Annotated in this window: 12 protein-coding genes; 10 read left to right on the plus strand and 2 right to left on the minus strand. The window is 74.3% G+C overall.

Annotation, left to right across the window (positions count from 1 at the left end; translation table 11 throughout):
• Window positions 1-20 precede the first annotated feature (20 nt).
• From ABT294_RS39570 to ABT294_RS39590, 5 genes are all read left to right on the plus strand, one after another.
• On the plus strand, window positions 21-1,862 hold the full coding sequence (locus ABT294_RS39570) for an IucA/IucC family protein (protein ID WP_350811577.1): 1,842 nt from the start codon (window positions 21-23) through the stop codon (window positions 1,860-1,862).
• A complete protein-coding gene (locus ABT294_RS39575; RefSeq protein WP_350811578.1) occupies window positions 1,859-3,229 on the plus strand; it encodes a lysine N(6)-hydroxylase/L-ornithine N(5)-oxygenase family protein in 1,371 nt (456 codons plus the stop codon). Before ABT294_RS39570 ends, ABT294_RS39575 begins: the two co-directional genes overlap by 4 nt.
• Entirely contained in the window at window positions 3,226-5,019 is a 1,794-nt protein-coding gene (locus tag ABT294_RS39580) for an IucA/IucC family protein (RefSeq protein ID WP_350811579.1), read from the plus strand. Before ABT294_RS39575 ends, ABT294_RS39580 begins: the two co-directional genes overlap by 4 nt.
• Window positions 5,016-6,371, plus strand: a complete 1,356-nt coding sequence (locus tag ABT294_RS39585) for a glutamine synthetase family protein (RefSeq protein ID WP_350811580.1) — start codon at window positions 5,016-5,018, stop codon at window positions 6,369-6,371. The genes ABT294_RS39580 and ABT294_RS39585 overlap by 4 nt, the downstream gene beginning before the upstream one ends.
• Before the next feature lie 225 nt (window positions 6,372-6,596).
• Entirely contained in the window at window positions 6,597-7,763 is a 1,167-nt protein-coding gene (locus ABT294_RS39590) for a DUF418 domain-containing protein (protein WP_350811581.1), read from the plus strand.
• Window position 7,764: 1 nt separating this feature from the next.
• Here the strand turns inward: ABT294_RS39590 and ABT294_RS39595 are convergent, their stop codons facing one another.
• Both ABT294_RS39595 and ABT294_RS39600 read right to left on the minus strand, forming a co-directional pair.
• Window positions 7,765-8,940 carry an MFS transporter gene (locus tag ABT294_RS39595; protein ID WP_350811582.1) on the minus strand — a complete coding sequence of 392 codons (1,176 nt, stop codon included), beginning with the start codon at window positions 8,938-8,940 and terminating at the stop codon, window positions 7,765-7,767.
• Window positions 8,941-9,087: 147 nt separating this feature from the next.
• A complete protein-coding gene (locus tag ABT294_RS39600; protein ID WP_350811583.1) occupies window positions 9,088-10,425 on the minus strand; it encodes a serine/threonine-protein kinase in 1,338 nt (445 codons plus the stop codon).
• 283 nt (window positions 10,426-10,708) lie between these two features.
• Here ABT294_RS39600 and ABT294_RS39605 point away from each other — a divergent pair, with 283 nt between their 5' ends.
• The 5 genes from ABT294_RS39605 to ABT294_RS39625 all read left to right on the plus strand — a co-directional run bounded on the left by ABT294_RS39605 (window position 10,709) and on the right by ABT294_RS39625 (window position 15,989).
• On the plus strand, window positions 10,709-11,491 hold the full coding sequence (locus ABT294_RS39605) for a protein phosphatase 2C domain-containing protein (RefSeq protein WP_350811584.1): 783 nt from the start codon (window positions 10,709-10,711) through the stop codon (window positions 11,489-11,491).
• 41 nt (window positions 11,492-11,532) lie between these two features.
• Window positions 11,533-11,670: a hypothetical protein gene (locus ABT294_RS39610; RefSeq protein WP_350811585.1), complete on the plus strand. Its 138-nt coding sequence runs from the start codon at window positions 11,533-11,535 to the stop codon at window positions 11,668-11,670.
• Between the two features lie 225 nt (window positions 11,671-11,895).
• The gene (locus tag ABT294_RS39615; RefSeq protein WP_350811586.1) at window positions 11,896-12,399 is read left to right on the plus strand and encodes a hypothetical protein; all 504 of its coding nucleotides are present in this window, start codon (window positions 11,896-11,898) and stop codon (window positions 12,397-12,399) included.
• Window positions 12,400-12,525: 126 nt separating this feature from the next.
• On the plus strand, window positions 12,526-13,056 hold the full coding sequence (locus tag ABT294_RS39620) for a hypothetical protein (protein WP_350811587.1): 531 nt from the start codon (window positions 12,526-12,528) through the stop codon (window positions 13,054-13,056).
• Complete coding sequence (locus tag ABT294_RS39625; protein ID WP_350811588.1) at window positions 13,053-15,989, plus strand: hypothetical protein; 2,937 nt, start codon at window positions 13,053-13,055, stop codon at window positions 15,987-15,989. Before ABT294_RS39620 ends, ABT294_RS39625 begins: the two co-directional genes overlap by 4 nt.
• Window position 15,990 lies beyond the last annotated feature (1 nt).

The raw sequence follows: 15,990 nt of genomic DNA on the forward strand, positions 1-15,990 counted from the left end.
GACAGTGAGGGGGGCGACCTGTGAGCGAGCACCGCGTGTCCGTGGCCGAGAGCCGCCCAGTGAGCGAGCACCGCTTGTCCGTGACCGAGAGCCGCCCGGTGAGCGAGCAGGCCGCGGAGGCCGCCGATCCGCTCGACCACCCCGATCCGCTGCGCGCGGCAGGGGCGGCGGCGGTGGAGACGCTGTTACGCGCCTACGTGCGCGAGACCCTGACGGAGGTCCCCGCCACCGGGCAGCGGCTGCTGCTCGACTTCCCGGCCGCCGGGGTGAGGCTGAGCGTCCCGGTGCGGCACCGGTCCCTGACCGGCTGGCACCGCTTCGGCGAGCCGCTCGTCACCCCGGCCCGCCCGACCGACGCCGTGGCGCTGGTGGCCTGGGCGGCGATCCGCGAGACGACCGTGAACCGGAGCATGCCGTCCCACCTCGGAGGGGACGCCGTCAGCCGGGTCCTCGACTCGGCCCGCCGGACCGCGGTCCATCTGGCCCGCCGCCGCGAGGAAGGCCCCGACGGGCGGGGGCCGACCCCGTTCCTCGACGCCGAACAGGCCCTCCTGCTGGGGCACCCGTTCCACCCCGCGCCCAAGAGCCGCGAGGAGGCGTCCGACGGGGAGCTGGACGCCTACTCCCCCGAGTTGCGCGGCTCGTTCCCGCTGCACTGGTTCGCCGCGCACCCGGACGTCGTCACGGGCGAGAGCGCGGACGGCCGTCCCCCGGCCGACCTGGTGCGTCCGCTCGCCGCGGGGCTCGACCTGCCTTCCGGGACGGTCCCGGTGCCCGCCCACCCGTGGCAGGCGCGCGACGTGCTGCGCCGTCCCGAGATCGCGGCGCTGGTCGACGCGGGGCTGCTGCGCCCGCTCGGGCCCGGCGGTCCCGCGTGGTATCCGACGTCCTCCGTGCGGACCGTCCACCGGCCGGACGCGGAGACGATGCTCAAGCTCTCCCTCGGCATGCGGATCACCAACTCGCGGCGCAACAACCTGCGCGGCGAGATGCGGCTCGGCGTCCGGGCCGCCCGCCTGCTGGCCCGCGGGCCGGCCAGGTGGCTGCGCGCCGAGCACCCGGAGTTCCGCGTCCTGCGGGACTTCGCCTGGATCTCGGTGGGCACGGACGGCCCGGAAACCGGTCTGGAGACCGCGATCCGCGACAACCCCTTCCGCGGCGGCGCAGGCGAGGGCCTGTGCGTCGCCGGTCTGCTGGCGGAGCGCACGGGCCCCGGCGACGGGAGCGCGCCCCGGCACCGCGCCCTGCTGTCGGCCGCGGTGGAGCGCGCCGCCCGGGCGCTGGGCACGTCCACCGCCGAGGCGTCGGCGCGCTGGCTGGCCCGCTACCTCGACGTGCTCGCCGTCCCGCTGATCCGGCTCCAGGCGCGGTACGGCATCGCCCTCGAACCGCACCACCAGAACACCCTGGTGACGCTGGACGGCGACGGCCTCCCCAGCGCGGGCTGGTACCGCGACAGCCAGGGCTACTACGTGGCCGCCTCCCGCGCCGGCGAGCTCGACCGGCTGCTGCCCGGCCTGGCCGGCGGCGTGGAGCTGGTCTTCGACGACGCCTTCGTCGACGAGCGGGTCGCCTACTACCTCGGGGTCAACAACCTTCTCGGCCTGGTGGGCGCGTTCGGCGCGCTCGGCCTCGCCGACGAGGCCGACCTGCTGCGGGTGCTGCGCCGCGCGCTGGAGCGGCTGCGGGAGGCGGAGCTGGGCGCGAAGGGGCTGCTCGACCTGCTCCTGGACGCGCCCGTGCTGCGCTGCAAGGGCAACTTCCTGACCTGCGTGGAAGGGCTCGACGAGCTCGTCGGGGACGTCCGCGCCCAGTCCGTCTACATCGACCTGCCCAACCCCCTCACGGAGGTGCGACGTTGACCGCCCCCTACGACCTGGTCGGAGTCGGCATCGGCCCGTTCAACCTCTCGCTGGCGGCGCTCTGCGACGGCGCGCCGGGGCTGCGTTCGCTCTTCCTGGACGCCAAACCGGCCTTCTCGTGGCATCCCGGCCTGCTGCTGGAGGGAACGGTCCTGCAGGTGCCGTTCCTCGCCGACCTGGTCACCATGGCCGACCCGACGAGCCGCTGGTCGTACCTGAACTATCTGCGGTGCCACGACCGGATGTTCCCGTTCTTCTTCTCCGAGCGCTTCCACATCCCGCGGCGCGAGTACGACCACTACTGCCGTTGGGTCGCCGACCGGCTGCCCTCGTGCCGGTTCGGCGCCGAGGTCGTCGCGGTGGAGTGGGACGACGGGGCAGCGGCGTTCGCGGTCGTGTACCGCTCGGCCGACGGGGCGCGGACCCGGGTGCTGGCCCGGCAGGTGGTGCTGGGTGTCGGCACGACGCCGGACGTCCCGGAGCCGCTGCGTCCCCTGCTGACCGGGGCGCACGTGGGGCGCGTGCTGCACAGCGCCGACTACCGGACGCACCGGGCCGGGCTGGCCGCCGCGGACGACGTGACGGTGATCGGCGCGGGGCAGTCGGGCGCGGAGGTCGTCCTCGACCTGCTGCGGCGCCAGGACGGCCAGGGCGGCGGCGGGCCGTTCGTCCGCTGGCTGGCCCGCACCCCCGCGTTCGCCCCCATGGAGTACTCGAAGATCGGCCTGGAGCACTTCACCCCGGACTACGTCCGCTACTTCCGCGGCCTGCCCGAGGCCACCCGCGAGCGGCTCGTGCGTGAGCAGTGGCAGCTGTACAAGGGCGTCAGCGGGGAGACCCTGGCCGACATCCACGACGAGCTGTACGAGCGGACCATCGGCGGCGCCGAGCCCCGCGCGGCGCTGCACCCAGGCGTGGAAATCACCGAGGCGTCCGCGGACGGAGCCGGCTACCTGCTGACCTGCCGCCACCGCCAGCAGGGAACGGGCTTCGCGCTGCGCACCTCGGCCGTGGTGCTGGCCACCGGGTACGCGGCGGCCCGGCCCGCCCTGCTCGACCCGCTCGCCGACCTGATCGACTGGGACGCCAAGGGCCGCTACCAGGTCGACGGCGAGTACCGGGTGACGCTCGACCCGCGGGTCTCCGGCTCGCTCTACGTCCAGAACGCCGAGACGCACACGCACGGCGTGGGCGCGCCCGACCTGACCCTCGGCGCGTGGCGCGCGGCGACGATCCTCAACGCGGCCGCCGGGCGCACCGTGCTTCCCGTCCCGTCCCGGGCCGCCTGGACGACCTTCGGCGCGCCACAGACAGCGCTTGCCGACCCCATTCCCGCCTTCGCGCACGCAGAGGAGATCCACCGATGAACCCCCCGATCCGCGACGCCTGGGCACGCGCGGGCCGGCGGCTGCTCGCCAAGGCGGTCGAGGAGTTCGCCTACGAGGAGCTGCTCGTCCCGCGGCCTGACCCCGACGGCGGCCGCCCCGACGCCTACCGGCTGGACCTGGGCGACGGAGTGCGCTGGACGTTCCGCGCCGGACGCGGCACCTTCGGGACGTGGCGTCTCGTGGACGGCACCCTGCGGAGGCACCCCGCCGACGGCGAGGCCGGGCCCGAGCGGCTCCTGCTCGACGCCCGCGCGACGCTGGGCTGGGACGGCCCCACCACGGCCGAGGTGCTGCGCGAGCTCACCGCCACCCGCCGAGCCGACGCCGAGCTCCTCTCCCGCGCACTGCCCGCCGCCCGGCTCGCCGACCTCGACCACCTGGACCTGGAGGCGCACCAGGACGGCCACCCCTGCATGCTGCTGAACAAGGGCCGGTTGGGCTTCTCCGCCTCCGACGCCGCCGCCTACGCCCCCGAGGCGGCGGGCGTCGTGCGCCTGCTGTGGGCGGCGGTGCACACCACCCTTTCCGGATACTCCGGCGTCCCCGGGCTGGACGCCGGCACGCTGCTGGCCGACGAGCTCGACGGGCGGACCCGCGAGCGGTTCGCGGCCGTCCTGGAGGGCGGTTGCGCGGGCAGCGGCCTGGACCCGGCCGACTTCACCTGGCTGCCCGTCCACCCCTTCCATTGGGACGAAGCGGTCGAGCCCCTGTTCGCGCCCTACCGCGCCGACGGCCGGATCGTCCTGCTCGGGCAGGGCCCGGACCGTTACCGTCCCCTCCAGTCCGTCCGCACGCTCGCCAACCTCGACCATCCGCGGCGCCGCAACGTGAAGGTGCCGCTCCTCATCCGCAACACGCTGGTGTGGCGCGGCCTGTCCGCCGAGCCGACCGGGGCCGCGCCCGACGTGAGCGCCTGGCTGCACGGGATCCGCGACGCGGACCCGTACCTGCGCGACGAGCTGCGCTTCCATCCGCTCGGCGAGGTCGCCGCCGTCGCCGTGCGCCACCCGCTGTACGAGGCCGTGGGCGACGCGCCGTACCGCTATCACGAGCTGTTCGGCGCGGTGTGGCGCGAGCCGGTGGCGGCGCTGCTCCGCGACGGCGAGCGGGCCCGCACCATGGCGTCGCTGCTCACGGTCGGTTCGGACGGCCGCGCGCTGGTGGCCGAGCTCGTCGAACGGTCGGGGCTCGCGCCGTCGGCGTGGCTGGCGCGTCTGTTCGCGGGCCTGCTGCCCGGCCTGCTGCACTACCTCTACCACTACGGCGTGGCCTTCTGCCCGCACGGCGAGAACACCGTCGTCCTGTACGACGCCGCCGACGTCCCCATCGGCATCGCGCTGAAGGACTTCGCCGAGGACGTCAACCTGCTGCCGGACGACCGTCCGGAGTACGCCGCCCTGTCGGCGCGCGGCAGAGCGGTGCTGCTGCGCTGGCCCGCCCGCGACCTGGCGCACTCGCTGCTCAGCGCCGTCTTCGCGGGGCACTTCCGGTTCTTCGCCCCGCTGGCCGAGGAGCATCTCGGCGTGCCCGAGCGGGACTTCTGGGGCATGGTCCGCGCCGAGGTCGAGCGCTACCACGCGCGCTTCCCCGAGCTCGCCGACCACTACGAGGAGTTCGGCCTGCTCGCGCCGGAGTTCGACCGGGTGGCGCTGAACCGCGAGCAGCTGCTCGGCGGGGCCTTCCACGACCGTGCCGAGCGTGACGAGGGCTTCGACGTCGTCCACGGCTCCGTCCCCAACCCGCTGGCCGTCTTCGAGGAGCTGATGTGACCGACACGTACGCGTGGCTGCGCGCCGAGGCCGGGGCCGGCCGCGTCGAGGAGGTGATCGTCGCCGTTCCCGACCTCCAGGGACGCCTGCAGGGCAGCAGGCTCGCGGTGCCGTACTTCCTGGAGGAGGCGGCTAGGCACGGCTTCGGCGCCTGTGTCTACCTGCTCGCCTGCGACGTCGACATGGGCACCGGTCCCGGTTACGCCATCGACGCGTGGAACACCGGCTTCGGCGACTTCCTGCTGCACCCCGACCCCGCCACGCTGCGCGCCCTGCCGTGGGACCCGGGCACCGCGCTCGTCCTCGCCGACGCCGCCTGGCCGGGCGGCGCGCCCGTCGAGGTGGCGCCGCGCCGGGTGCTGGCCGCCCAGCTCGCCCGGCTCGCCGGACGGGGCCTGACCGCGTTCGCCGGCACCGAGCTGGAGTTCCTGGTCTTCCGCGACTCCTACCAGGACGCCTGGGAGCGCCGCTACCACGGGCTGGCCCCGGCGACCCGCCACAACGTCGACTACGCGTTGCAGGGGCTGTCGGGGATCGAGCCGGTGGTGCGCCGCATCCGCCGCGAGATGGTGCGCGCCGGCCTGCGGATGGAGACCGCCCGGGCGGAGTGCCACACCGGCCAGTACGAGATCGTCTTCCGCTACGACGAGGCGATGGCCACCTGCGACAACCACGTCTTCTTCAAGGACGGCGCCAAGCAGATCGCCGCGCAGGAAGGCCGCGCGCTGTCCTTCATGCCCAAGTTCGACGAGGGCGAGGGTAACTCGTGCCACGTCCACCTGTCGCTGCGCGGCAAGGACGGCACGCCCGTGTTCGCGGACGACACGGTGGACGGCGGCATGTCGCAGCTGATGCGGCACTTCGTGGCCGGGCAGCTCGCCTGCCTTCCCGACTTCGCGCTGCTGATGGCGCCGAACGTCAACTCCTACAAGCGGCTGCGGCCGGGCGCGTTCGCCCCCACCGGCGTCAGCTGGGGGCGCGACAACCGCACCTGCCCGATCCGCGTGTTGGGCTCGGGCGCGTCACTGCGGATCGAGCACCGGGTGCCCGGCGGGGACGCCAATCCGTACCTGGCCGTGGCCGCCGTCGTGGCCGCGGGGCTGCACGGGATCGACGACCGGCTGCCCCTGCCGGCTCCGCACGCCGCCAACGCGCTGGCCGACCCCTCGGTGCCGCGCCTGCCGGGTACCCTCGCCGAGGCGCTGCACCGGTGGGAGTCCAGCGAGCTCGCCGTCAAGGTCTTCGGTGACGAGGTCGTCGGGCACTACGCGCAGGCCGCCCGCGCGGAGCTGGCGGCCTTCGAGTCGGCGGTCACCGACTGGGAGCGGGTCCGCGGGTTCGAGCGCCTGTAGCGTGCGCTCCCGTGGACGCTCCACGACGTGCCGGAGGTGCACTGCGTCGCTCACCCCCGACCTTCGGCACCGCGTGACCGCGAGATCACGTGAACCACCACCGATCGTTGTAGTCGTCGCCCGGCCGTCGCCGTCCAAAGACGCAGGTCGTACATCGATGGATGTACGGCCGTTTTCGCCTGGTGGTACGAGGTCGGCGGGCTTCCGAGCGGCGACGCTGGAAGCATGACGAGACGCATAGACGCACTGGACGTGTTACGAGGCGTGGCGATCATGGGCACGCTCGGAACGAACATCTGGATCTTCACCAATCCCGGCGGCCCGGCGGAGCTGATGGGGCTCGGCGGCCACATCGGCGTGGTGGAGTCGTTCCTGCGGTTCCTGTCCAACGGGAAGTTCCTCGGCCTGCTGACCCTGCTGTTCGGCATCGGCCTCGAGCTGCAGTACCGCAGCGCGGTGCGCAAGGGGGTGACCTGGCCCGGCAGGTATCTCTGGCGCGCGACCCTGCTGCTCCTCGAAGGGGCGCTGCACTACGTCCTGATCTTCGAGTTCGACGTGCTGATGGGGTACGCGATCACCTCCATGATCGTCGCGTACCTGATCGGCAGGAGCGAACGCACGGTACGGATCTGGATGATCACGGCGGGCACGACGCTCGTCGCCCTGGTCAGCCTCATGACGCTGGGCCTGCTGGCCGCGGGCGACAGCGCCTTCCGCGCCGTCCCCACCACCCTCTACAGCCAGGGCAGCTGGACCGACCAGGTCGCCTCCCGCTTCCAGCAGCTCCCCCTCTACCGTTCGGAACTGATCTTCATCATTCCGATGGGCATCGTGCTGTTCCTGCTCGGCGGCCGGCTGCTGCGCGCCGGCGTCTTCGACGAGCGCGGCGCGGGCCTGCGCAGGAAGCTGACCATCATCGGGCTCGGGATCGCCGCGCCGCTGAACCTGCTCACCTCCTACGCGGGCCCCGCCTGGTTCGCCGTCGACCGCTACATCCTGGCGCCGCTGGTCGCCCTGGGCCTGCTGGGGGCCATCACCTCGATCGTCCTCCGCATGAGCGGCTCGCCGGGGGTGGTCCGCAGGGCCATCTCGAACGTCGGACGCACGGCGCTGTCCTGCTACGTCTTCCAGAACCTGGCCGCCAGCGCGCTCTGCTACGGCTGGGGCCTGGGCCTGGCCGCCCAGCTCGACTGGCTGCGCCCGTGGTGGGTGCCCGGGGCGTGGGCCGGGATCTGCCTGCTGTTCGTCGTGCTGAGCTCGCTGTGGCTGCGCCGGTTCGAGCGCGGGCCGCTGGAGCTGGCCTGGCAGTGGGCCTACCAGGCGCCCTGGGCGAAGCGCGCGGAAGCAGCCGGCCGGCCGGCGAAGGAGAAGGTGCCGTCCGTCCGTGGGTGACCTAGGAGGGCGAGGACGTGGTGCGGCGGTGTGCCATGAGGATCACGAGGGCGACGACCGGCCCGGCGGCCAGGAGCGCGGCGAGGGCCGCGAAGCCGAGGGCGAGGGTGGAGAACGTCGCGATCGTGGCGACCAGGAGCGGACCGCCGGCGTCGCCGAGCTCGCGGCCGAGCTCGGCGGAGCCCATGGTCTGGCCCAGGCGCTCCTGCGGGGTCGAGGCGGCCAGGGCGGCGAACCCGAGCGGGGTGATCAGCCCGGTGCCGGCGCCGATCAGGGCCGCCCCCGCCAGGATGCCGGGCAGGCCGGGCAGGGTCGCGCAGGCCAGCCCGGCGGCGGTGGCCAGCAGCCCGGCCACCAGACCGGCACGGGTGGTCAGCCGCCCGGTGTCCAGCGCCCGTCCGGCCGCCGGCTGGACGAGCGCGGCGCAGGCGGCCAGGACGGAGACGGCGGCGCCGGTGGCCACGGTGCCGAGCCCGGCGGCCGCGCCGGAGACGGGCAGGAAGCCGACTCCGACCGACAGGGCGGCGGTCGCGCCGGCGAGGGCCGCGGTCGGCACGAGGAACCAGGACGCGCTCAGCCGCCTGGCCAGGTCAAGCACGGTCTGACGGTCGCGCGGCAGCGGAGGCACGGCGGGGACGGCCAGGGCGGCCCAGGCCGCGACGCCGGCGCCGAGCACCGCCGTCACCGCGAACAGCAGTCGCAGCCCGCCGGCCCACACCAGGACGCCGCCGAGCAACGGGCCGAGCGTGTAGCCGATGGACTTGTAGAAGCCGTAACCGCCGAAGGCGCGACCGCGCTTGGCAGCCGGGTTGAGCCGGGCGACCAGGGCGGAGGCCGACGGGGAGAAGGCGGAGGCGGCGGCGCCCTGCCCGAGCCGGGCCGCCCACAGCCAGCCGGGGCTGTCAGCCGCCGCGTACAGCGCGGAGGCGGCGGCGAAGGCGATCAGGCCGCCGATCAGGACGGGACGTGCGCCGACGCGGTCGGCGAGGGTGCCGAAGACGGGCTTGAGCAGGATCTCGACCCCGTCGTACAGGGCGAGCAGCCCGCCGAGCACCAGCAGCGAGGTCACCGCGTCGTGGCTGAGGCCGCCCAGGTTGGCGGCGACGGCGTGCGCGCCGAACGCGGTGGTGAACCCGGCCGCATAGAGCGGCCACATGGCCCGGCCGGGCTCCCTCATACTTCCTCCCCCGCCAGGGTGCTCGCAGGCCGCCTGGCACCGCGACCTCGGCGTGGCGGACGTCTTAGGCTATATCCTGTCAGCCTGGATTGACACAGCGCGCTGGCGAAACGACGGCCGCGTACCTGGCCTCTCAGCTCAGTACACCTAGTGCTTGCCGCCCCGGCCGTGCCCGACCGCCTTGTACGTGGCCCGCTTCGGCTTGGCCTTCTTGGCCTGCCCCGGTGGGACGCGGGCCCGGTGGGAGGTGACGGCGGCCGGCTCCGGGCGTCCGCCGACGCGCTCGCGCCGGGCCTCCGGACGTCCGACAGCCAACTCGCGCCGGGGGGCCTTGATGGGATGCCGCCTGTCGGAGACCTGATGGGCGTCCAGGATGCCGGCCGGGTGCGGCGCGGCGGTGGGGGCGACGTCGGCGGGACCGTCCGGGGCGGCGCTCCACCGGGTGGTGGCCACGACGCTGACGACCAGGGCCGCCACCGCGGCCACCTGCCGCCAGTGTGCGGCGATCTTCCGCCGCGTCATTCGGGGCCGCCCGACGAGCCGGGGCGCGGTCTGCGGCGGGCCCTCGTGCCGGCGCGTCGTCTCGGGCGGGCGGGCGTCGGCTGTCGCGCCCGAGGCGGAGGGGACGGTTGACGGCGCCGCCCTCGCCCCCTTGTCGGACCGGGCGGCCAGGCGCAGCAGCTGGTCGTGAACGCGGTCAGCGCCGGTGCGCCGGGCCGGATCCTTGCACAGCAGGCCGGTGATGACCGGGGCGAGCGGCCCGGCCCGCTCGAACGGCGCCGGCCCGGACGTCAGCACCGCGGTCAGGGTGGCCAGCTCGCTGCTGTGGCCGAAGGGCGAGCGGCCTTCGACGGCCGCGTACAGGGTGGCGCCGAGCGACCACAGGTCTGCCTGTGGGGTGGCCGGGCCGCCGCGGGCGCGCTCCGGCGCGATGTAGGCGGGTGTGCCGACGACCATGCCCGCCTGGGTGAGATCGGCCTCGTCGCCGAGCGTGGTGGCCAGCCCGAAGTCCGTCAAGATCGCGTGACCGTCGCCGGTGAGCAGGATGTTGGCGGGTTTCACGTCCCGATGCACGACACCGGCGGCGTGCGCGGCACGCAGGGCGGACAGCACGTCCAGCCCGACGCGGGCGGTGGCCAGCACGGGCAGCGGGCCCCGCTCGCCGATCACCTCGGCGAGGCTGCGCGCCGGGACGAGCTGCATCACGATCCACGGCCGCTCATCGGCCAGCACCACGTCGTAGACGGCCGCGATGCGCGGATGGCTCAACCGGGCGGCGATGCGCGCCTCCCGCATCGTCCGGCAGAGGAGCGTCTCGCGATCGGCCTCGGACCGACTGGAGATGATGACCTCCTTGACCGCGACGTCGCGATCGAGCAGCTCGTCATGGGCGCGCCACACCGCTCCCATACCGCCCCGGCCCAGTTCGGACCGCAACCGGTACCGCCCGGCCAGCAGCCATCCCGCACACCGCGCAACGGACATGGCACCAGGCGTACCCGATCATCGTCTCTCCATGCAACGCGTTGGGCACCGAGCGGATAGAGCCTCGCTCAGATGAGCATCCCCGCCGCCGTCCCGATGTCGTACGCGCTCGCGGAGCACGGTGGGCTCCCGGCTCAGCCGAGGATGCCGGTGATCGCCCGTTCCCCACTGAACCGTGCCCGGCCTCGTCCGCCGGCCGGCCGACGATGAGGGGCAGCCGCTCGGGTGAGGCGACGGGCCGGGCAGACTGTCCCTGGCCGCGCTTCACCGACTTGGAGGATCGATGCTGCACGTCAGCTACGCCACCGCCCCGGCCCCCGGCACGGTCAACCAGGACTACGTGATCGCCGGACCGGACTGGGTCGCGGTGCTGGACGGCGCGACCCCCGCGCCTGGCGTGGCGTCGGGCTGCGTTCACGACGTGCCGTGGCTGGTGCGCACGCTGGCCAGGTCGGTGGCGGAGCGGATCGAGAGCGCGCTGCCCCTCTCGGAGGTGCTCGCCGAGGCGATCTCGGCGACGATGGGCGCGCACGCGGGCAGCTGCGACCTGGCCGATCCGAACTCACCGTCGTCCACGATCTCCATCCTGCGCCGCAGCGGTGACCAGCTCGAATACCTGGTGCTGTGCGACTCGCCGATCGGCGTGCTGCACGCGGACGGCACCGTCGAGGTGATCCACGACGACCGCACGGATCACCTTCCCGGCGGCAGGCCGTACTCGCTGGAGGTGGTGGAGTCGTCGCGGAACCGGCCGGGCGGATTCTGGGTGGCCTCCACCGACCCGGCCGCGGCGTCCGAGGCGCTCACCGGGACGGTGGACGTGGCCGGCGTCCGCGGCGTCGGCATGTTCACCGACGGCGTCACCCGCCTGGTCGAATGGTACGGCCGGTCGTGGGAGGAGCTGCTGGCGTCGGCGTCCGAGGGCGGACCGGCGAGCCTGCTCATCCAGGTGCGTGCGGCCGAGCGGGCGTACGGCCTCCCACGGCCCGGCAAGCTGCACGACGACGCGACCGCCGCCTGGGTCGTGCCCGTCACCCTCGGCGAGCCGGCACCCGCTTCCCGCTGACGCCCGGCATCGCGCGGCGCGCCCGCGCACCGTGCCAGGACGTGCATGCCGCCGGGATCGACAGCGCGCTCTGGCTCGTCGGCCGTCTCCACGGCCGCGACCACGCCCGAGCCGTGCGCCGCCACATGCAGTACGAGCCCGCGCCTCCCTACCTCGCCGACGAGCCCATCCCCGGCTGACCTCTCACGGATGGCTCTCTGCGTGGTCGCGGCTTGCGCTCATCGGGGGAGGTTGCCGAGCTGGCCTGGCTCACCATCACCGATGGCCGAGACGATGCGGCGCGCGGCCCGATGACGGGATGGGCCATTGAACGGCGCGCCGGCGGCGCGTGAGAGACTGCGCGGACCTCGAAGTCGATCCACGGAGTCCTGCTGGTGCGTCCACCTGTCATTGCCTGCGTTTCGGTGTTACTGCTGTCCCTGACGGCCTGCGGGGGCGCGGCGGAGCCTCAGACGGCGCCGACCTCCCCCGCCACATCGCCGCCGCCGGCATCCGGGACGCCGCTGCCGGAGACCAAGGCCCCCGAGACCAAGACACCCGAGACCCGGGCCCCCGAGACCAAGGCACCTGAGACGAAGGCTCCTGAGACTCGGGCTCCCGAAACGAGGGCGCCGACGCCTCGGCCCGCGCTCGCCCGACCCGGCACCGTGTGCGGCGAGATCCAGCCGCCCGGCGGCGGCCCCATGGCCGCGGTGGCGGTCGCCGCGGGTCGCATCGACTGCCGCACCGCCCTGCGGACCTTCCGCACCTACTACCGGGCAGACACCCCCAAACAGGGCAGCGCCGGGGTCGCGACCGTCGGCGGATGGCTGTGCGCCAGCAACTCGGCCGCCCAGGCGAACATCAGCGGCCGGCTCTCGACCTGCCGGAAGGCCGCCACCAAGATCGTGGCGGACGTCATCCCGTGACGTGCGTCGAGGAGGATGGATGGATGGTCTGACCGGGTGGAGTTCGGCTCGGACTTGCGGGGCGAAGGGGTGATCGGTCACCATCGACGGCATGACTGATGGAAAGGGCGGTCTCCGCCCAGGCCGTTGAGGCCCAGTGAGCCGGCCCGCGAGCCGGCCGACGATATCGCCATCCCCGCCGCCGAGTTGCTGGCCCGTCTCGATCCGATGCCGTACCCGCAGCGCATGCGGGAACTGGCACTGCATGCCCGCCGGCTGGCCGGGACCTCCCAGTTGAGCGCCCTCCTCGGCGATCTGCGCTCCCGGGGCGGGTACGGACGGCGCACGGCGCTGCATGTGGCCATGGCGGCCCGAGATCTCGGCTTCGTCGAGGAGATCCTCGCCGGGCCGGACATGGGACTGCGCCGCGCGGCCCTACGAGCGGTACGGACCCTCCCCGTCCCGGACCCGGCGGTGGCCGCCGCTCTTCAGGACGCCCCCACCGAACTGCGTCTGGCGCTGTACCGCACGCTGGTGCACGCGCGCCGCCAGCGCTGGCGGAGCAACTGCTGCACGACGTCCACGACCGGTGGGGGGATCGCGAGGCCGCCGCGTTGCTCCCGGCCTGCGGGGGCTCGACCGTCTCGCAGTGGCTGCCGAGAGTGGCTCACGCGGTGACCTCGTGGACCGCGCTGGGCAAACGACACCCCGGTGCGGTCCTGGAGGCCGCGGAACAGGAACTGTCCGCAGGAGCCGACGTGTGGAGCTGGTGGCGACGCCGTGGCGCGGGAGTCACGATCGCGGCGCTCGCCGAGCCGTCGCGCCTGCTGACCCTGTTGGAACGGCACGACCTGCGGCACCGGATCGTCCGGCTTCCGGCGGCGGTGCTGGGCGCGCTGTTCAAGGCGGACGCCGCCCGCGCCACGGCGGTGCTCACCCGCGCGTTCTCCAGAAGCTGGGCCGACCCACCGAAAGCGCTGATCAGCCACCTGCGGTCAGCCTCCGACGCGGAGATCCTGGCCGTCGCCTCGGCCGACGCCCATCGCCTCGGGACGATCCTGCGGTCGCTGCCGCCCGGTCGCCGGGCCGCGATCTTCGACGCGGCCGCCGAGCGGAGAGGCGGTTCCACCGGGCTGTGGGCGATGCCGCTGCTCGCATCACTTCCCGCCGAGCGCGCGGCGATCGAGGCCCGGCGCATGCTCGGATGGCACGCCTCGGTGTGGCACTCGGCCCGTTCCCGCCTGGACGATCCCGACATCCCGCTGAAGCTGACCTCCTACCTGCCCTACGAGGAGGCGGCCGGCCCCTTGCGGGAGGCGGCCTTCGGTGGCGACCCGCGGCGCCGGGGTCTGGCCAGGACTCTGCTGGTGCGGTGCACGGCCCGCGCCGGAGACCGTACGCGGCTCCGGGCGCTCCTGGCCGAGCTGGCCCGGCGTACCGCCAACGAGCAGGACCCGCTGCGGTGTGGCCTGCTGACGGCGATGTGCGGCATCGCGCCGTCCATGCTGGACGACTCCCACGCCCGGACGCTGGACCGGATCGCCGCCGACGCGGTCCAGGCGCCGGACTCCTCCCCCGCGACCCAGGACGCGCTCCGGCGCCTGGCCGGACGGGTCCTGCGACACCACGACCCCGTGACAGCTCCCGCACTGACCGCGTGGGCTTTGCGCACGTACGGGGAGCTGGTGGCGCGGCACGGCGCCGGCGGCCTGCCCGCGCCGCAGCCCGCCGCCACCCGCCGGCGCCGTCGGACACTCGAAGCTCCGGCGGAGTCTCACCGCCTGGATCGGGTGCTGCGCCGGGGCCAGGAACACGACCTGCTCGCGGTGCTTCGCCCACATCTGCGCGCGGGGCGCGGCCGAGGCGACTTCACTCTGGCCGTGGCCCTCGCCCGGGCGCTCGGCCAGCGGGCGTGGGTCATGAACGAACTCCAGGAGGACCTGCGCGCCGCCGTGCGATCGGCACCGGTGCCGATCGCACGCCAGGCGGCCGAGCTGTGGCTGCAGGACACGTCCGAGCGGGAAGACCGCGTAGCCGACCTCGTGCGCGTGGACTCCTCCGCCGTCGCGTTGCCACCGGTCTGGCGTACGATCGCCGGGCGCCGCACCGACCTGCTGCTACCGCTGCTGGAGGGCGAGCGCCAGGGCCGGTTCGCCGACAGTCCTTGGGTGGTGCGGGTCAGCGGTGGCGTGGCGGGCAGATGGACTCCTGATCAGCGCGACCGCATGCGCTTGCTGCTGGCCGCCGTCGTCGACGACGGGGACCTGCCTGTCGCCGTACGGGTGGCAGCCGTCCAGGCGACAGGCCGGATCTGCGGCGGCGTCGAACGGCTCGCGACCTGGTCGAGCCGGGAGGAGACGGTGCTGGCCGAAGCGGCCGTCGGGGCCCTGACGAGCACCGACGTGCCCGACCGGGCGCTGCCCCTGCTCCTTGCACACGCCCGCGGACGCGCCTCCCGAGTCGCGGTGGCGGCCCTGGCACGTTGTTGCCGCGCGGTCGCCCCGTCCCGGCTCGGGCACTTTCTGGAGCAGGCGCTGACTGATCCCGGTGGCAAGGTGACCTTGCGTAAGCAGGCCGCGCGCCAGCTGGAACGCAACCGGCCACCAGGCGCGGTGGACCTGTTGCTGCGGGCGTGGGCGGACCCCGGCCTGCACCGCGACGTGCGGGTGGCCGTGGCGTCGGCGCTGCGCCGCATCCCTGAGGATCCACGAACCCTGGACGCGCTCGGGGCCGCCGCCGACCGGTACGCCGACGAGCCGGTGCTGCGTACGCTCTTCCAGGCCGGCCCGTTGGAGTACGCGCCCGCCGCCCGGCCCGGCTACGCGGACCTCGTCCGCCGGCTCCTCATGGCTGCCGACGATCCGGGCGTGCGGTTTCGCGGGTCGAAGGCGTTCGCCGCGTGGGCGGGCTGGTACCAGGGCGGCTTCGACCAGATCCTCACGGCCGTGGGCGACTCACGGACGGCCGACGGCGAGACGGTCATGCCGGTGTTCCTCGCCCTGCTGCGGACCGGGACCATCCGCGCGCAGGCGCTCGACGTGCTCGCCCGGCTGGCCGCCGCCGTTCCCGCCGACGGCCAGGCCGTCTCGCCGCGGCCCCCGGTGCAGGCGCGCGTGGCCTCGATCGCCGGCCAACTGGCCGCCATGCAGCTGCCGGAAGCACGGCCTTGGCAGCGCGGGCTCGCCCGCGACGCTGTGAACGTCCTGGCCGCCCAGCCGCTCCTGCTGTCACAGGCGGCCCGGCTCGCCGTGGCCGTGCTCCCCACGCCTGCGGACGGCCGGACCACGGGGCTCGGCGATGCCCTGTGCGCCCTGGCCGACCTGCTCCGCGACCGGCCCATCCTCGCGGCGCAGACGGCCGGCCGGATGATGTCGGACCGGTTCGGCCGCTACGGCGCCGTATCCGAGGTCGCCCCCGCGGCCTTGCTGCCCGCGGCGCGGCGCCTGACGGACCGAGGCGACCTCGCCGCGGGCCTGTTCGCGCTAGCGCTCGCCCGCGTCGCCGGAGAGCGGACCGACTGGGCGGACCCCTGGCGGGAACTCCTTCGCGACCTGCGCGACCATCCGCACCTCGAGGTCCGTCAGGCGGCCTGGGACACCTCCGCCGACTGAG

The organism is Nonomuraea sp. NPDC000554 (assembly GCF_040300065.1).
GTDB lineage: Bacteria > Actinomycetota > Actinomycetes > Streptosporangiales > Streptosporangiaceae > Nonomuraea.

Coding starts and splice junctions, on each gene's coding strand:
- ABT294_RS39600 (WP_350811583.1), bottom strand. CDS start 10,425: ATGTCCGTTGCGCGGTGTGCGGGATGGCTGCTGGCCGGGCGGTACCGG.
- ABT294_RS39590 (WP_350811581.1), top strand. CDS start 6,597: ATGACGAGACGCATAGACGCACTGGACGTGTTACGAGGCGTGGCGATC.
- ABT294_RS39580 (WP_350811579.1), top strand. CDS start 3,226: ATGAACCCCCCGATCCGCGACGCCTGGGCACGCGCGGGCCGGCGGCTG.
- ABT294_RS39605 (WP_350811584.1), top strand. CDS start 10,709: ATGCTGCACGTCAGCTACGCCACCGCCCCGGCCCCCGGCACGGTCAAC.
- ABT294_RS39595 (WP_350811582.1), bottom strand. CDS start 8,940: ATGAGGGAGCCCGGCCGGGCCATGTGGCCGCTCTATGCGGCCGGGTTC.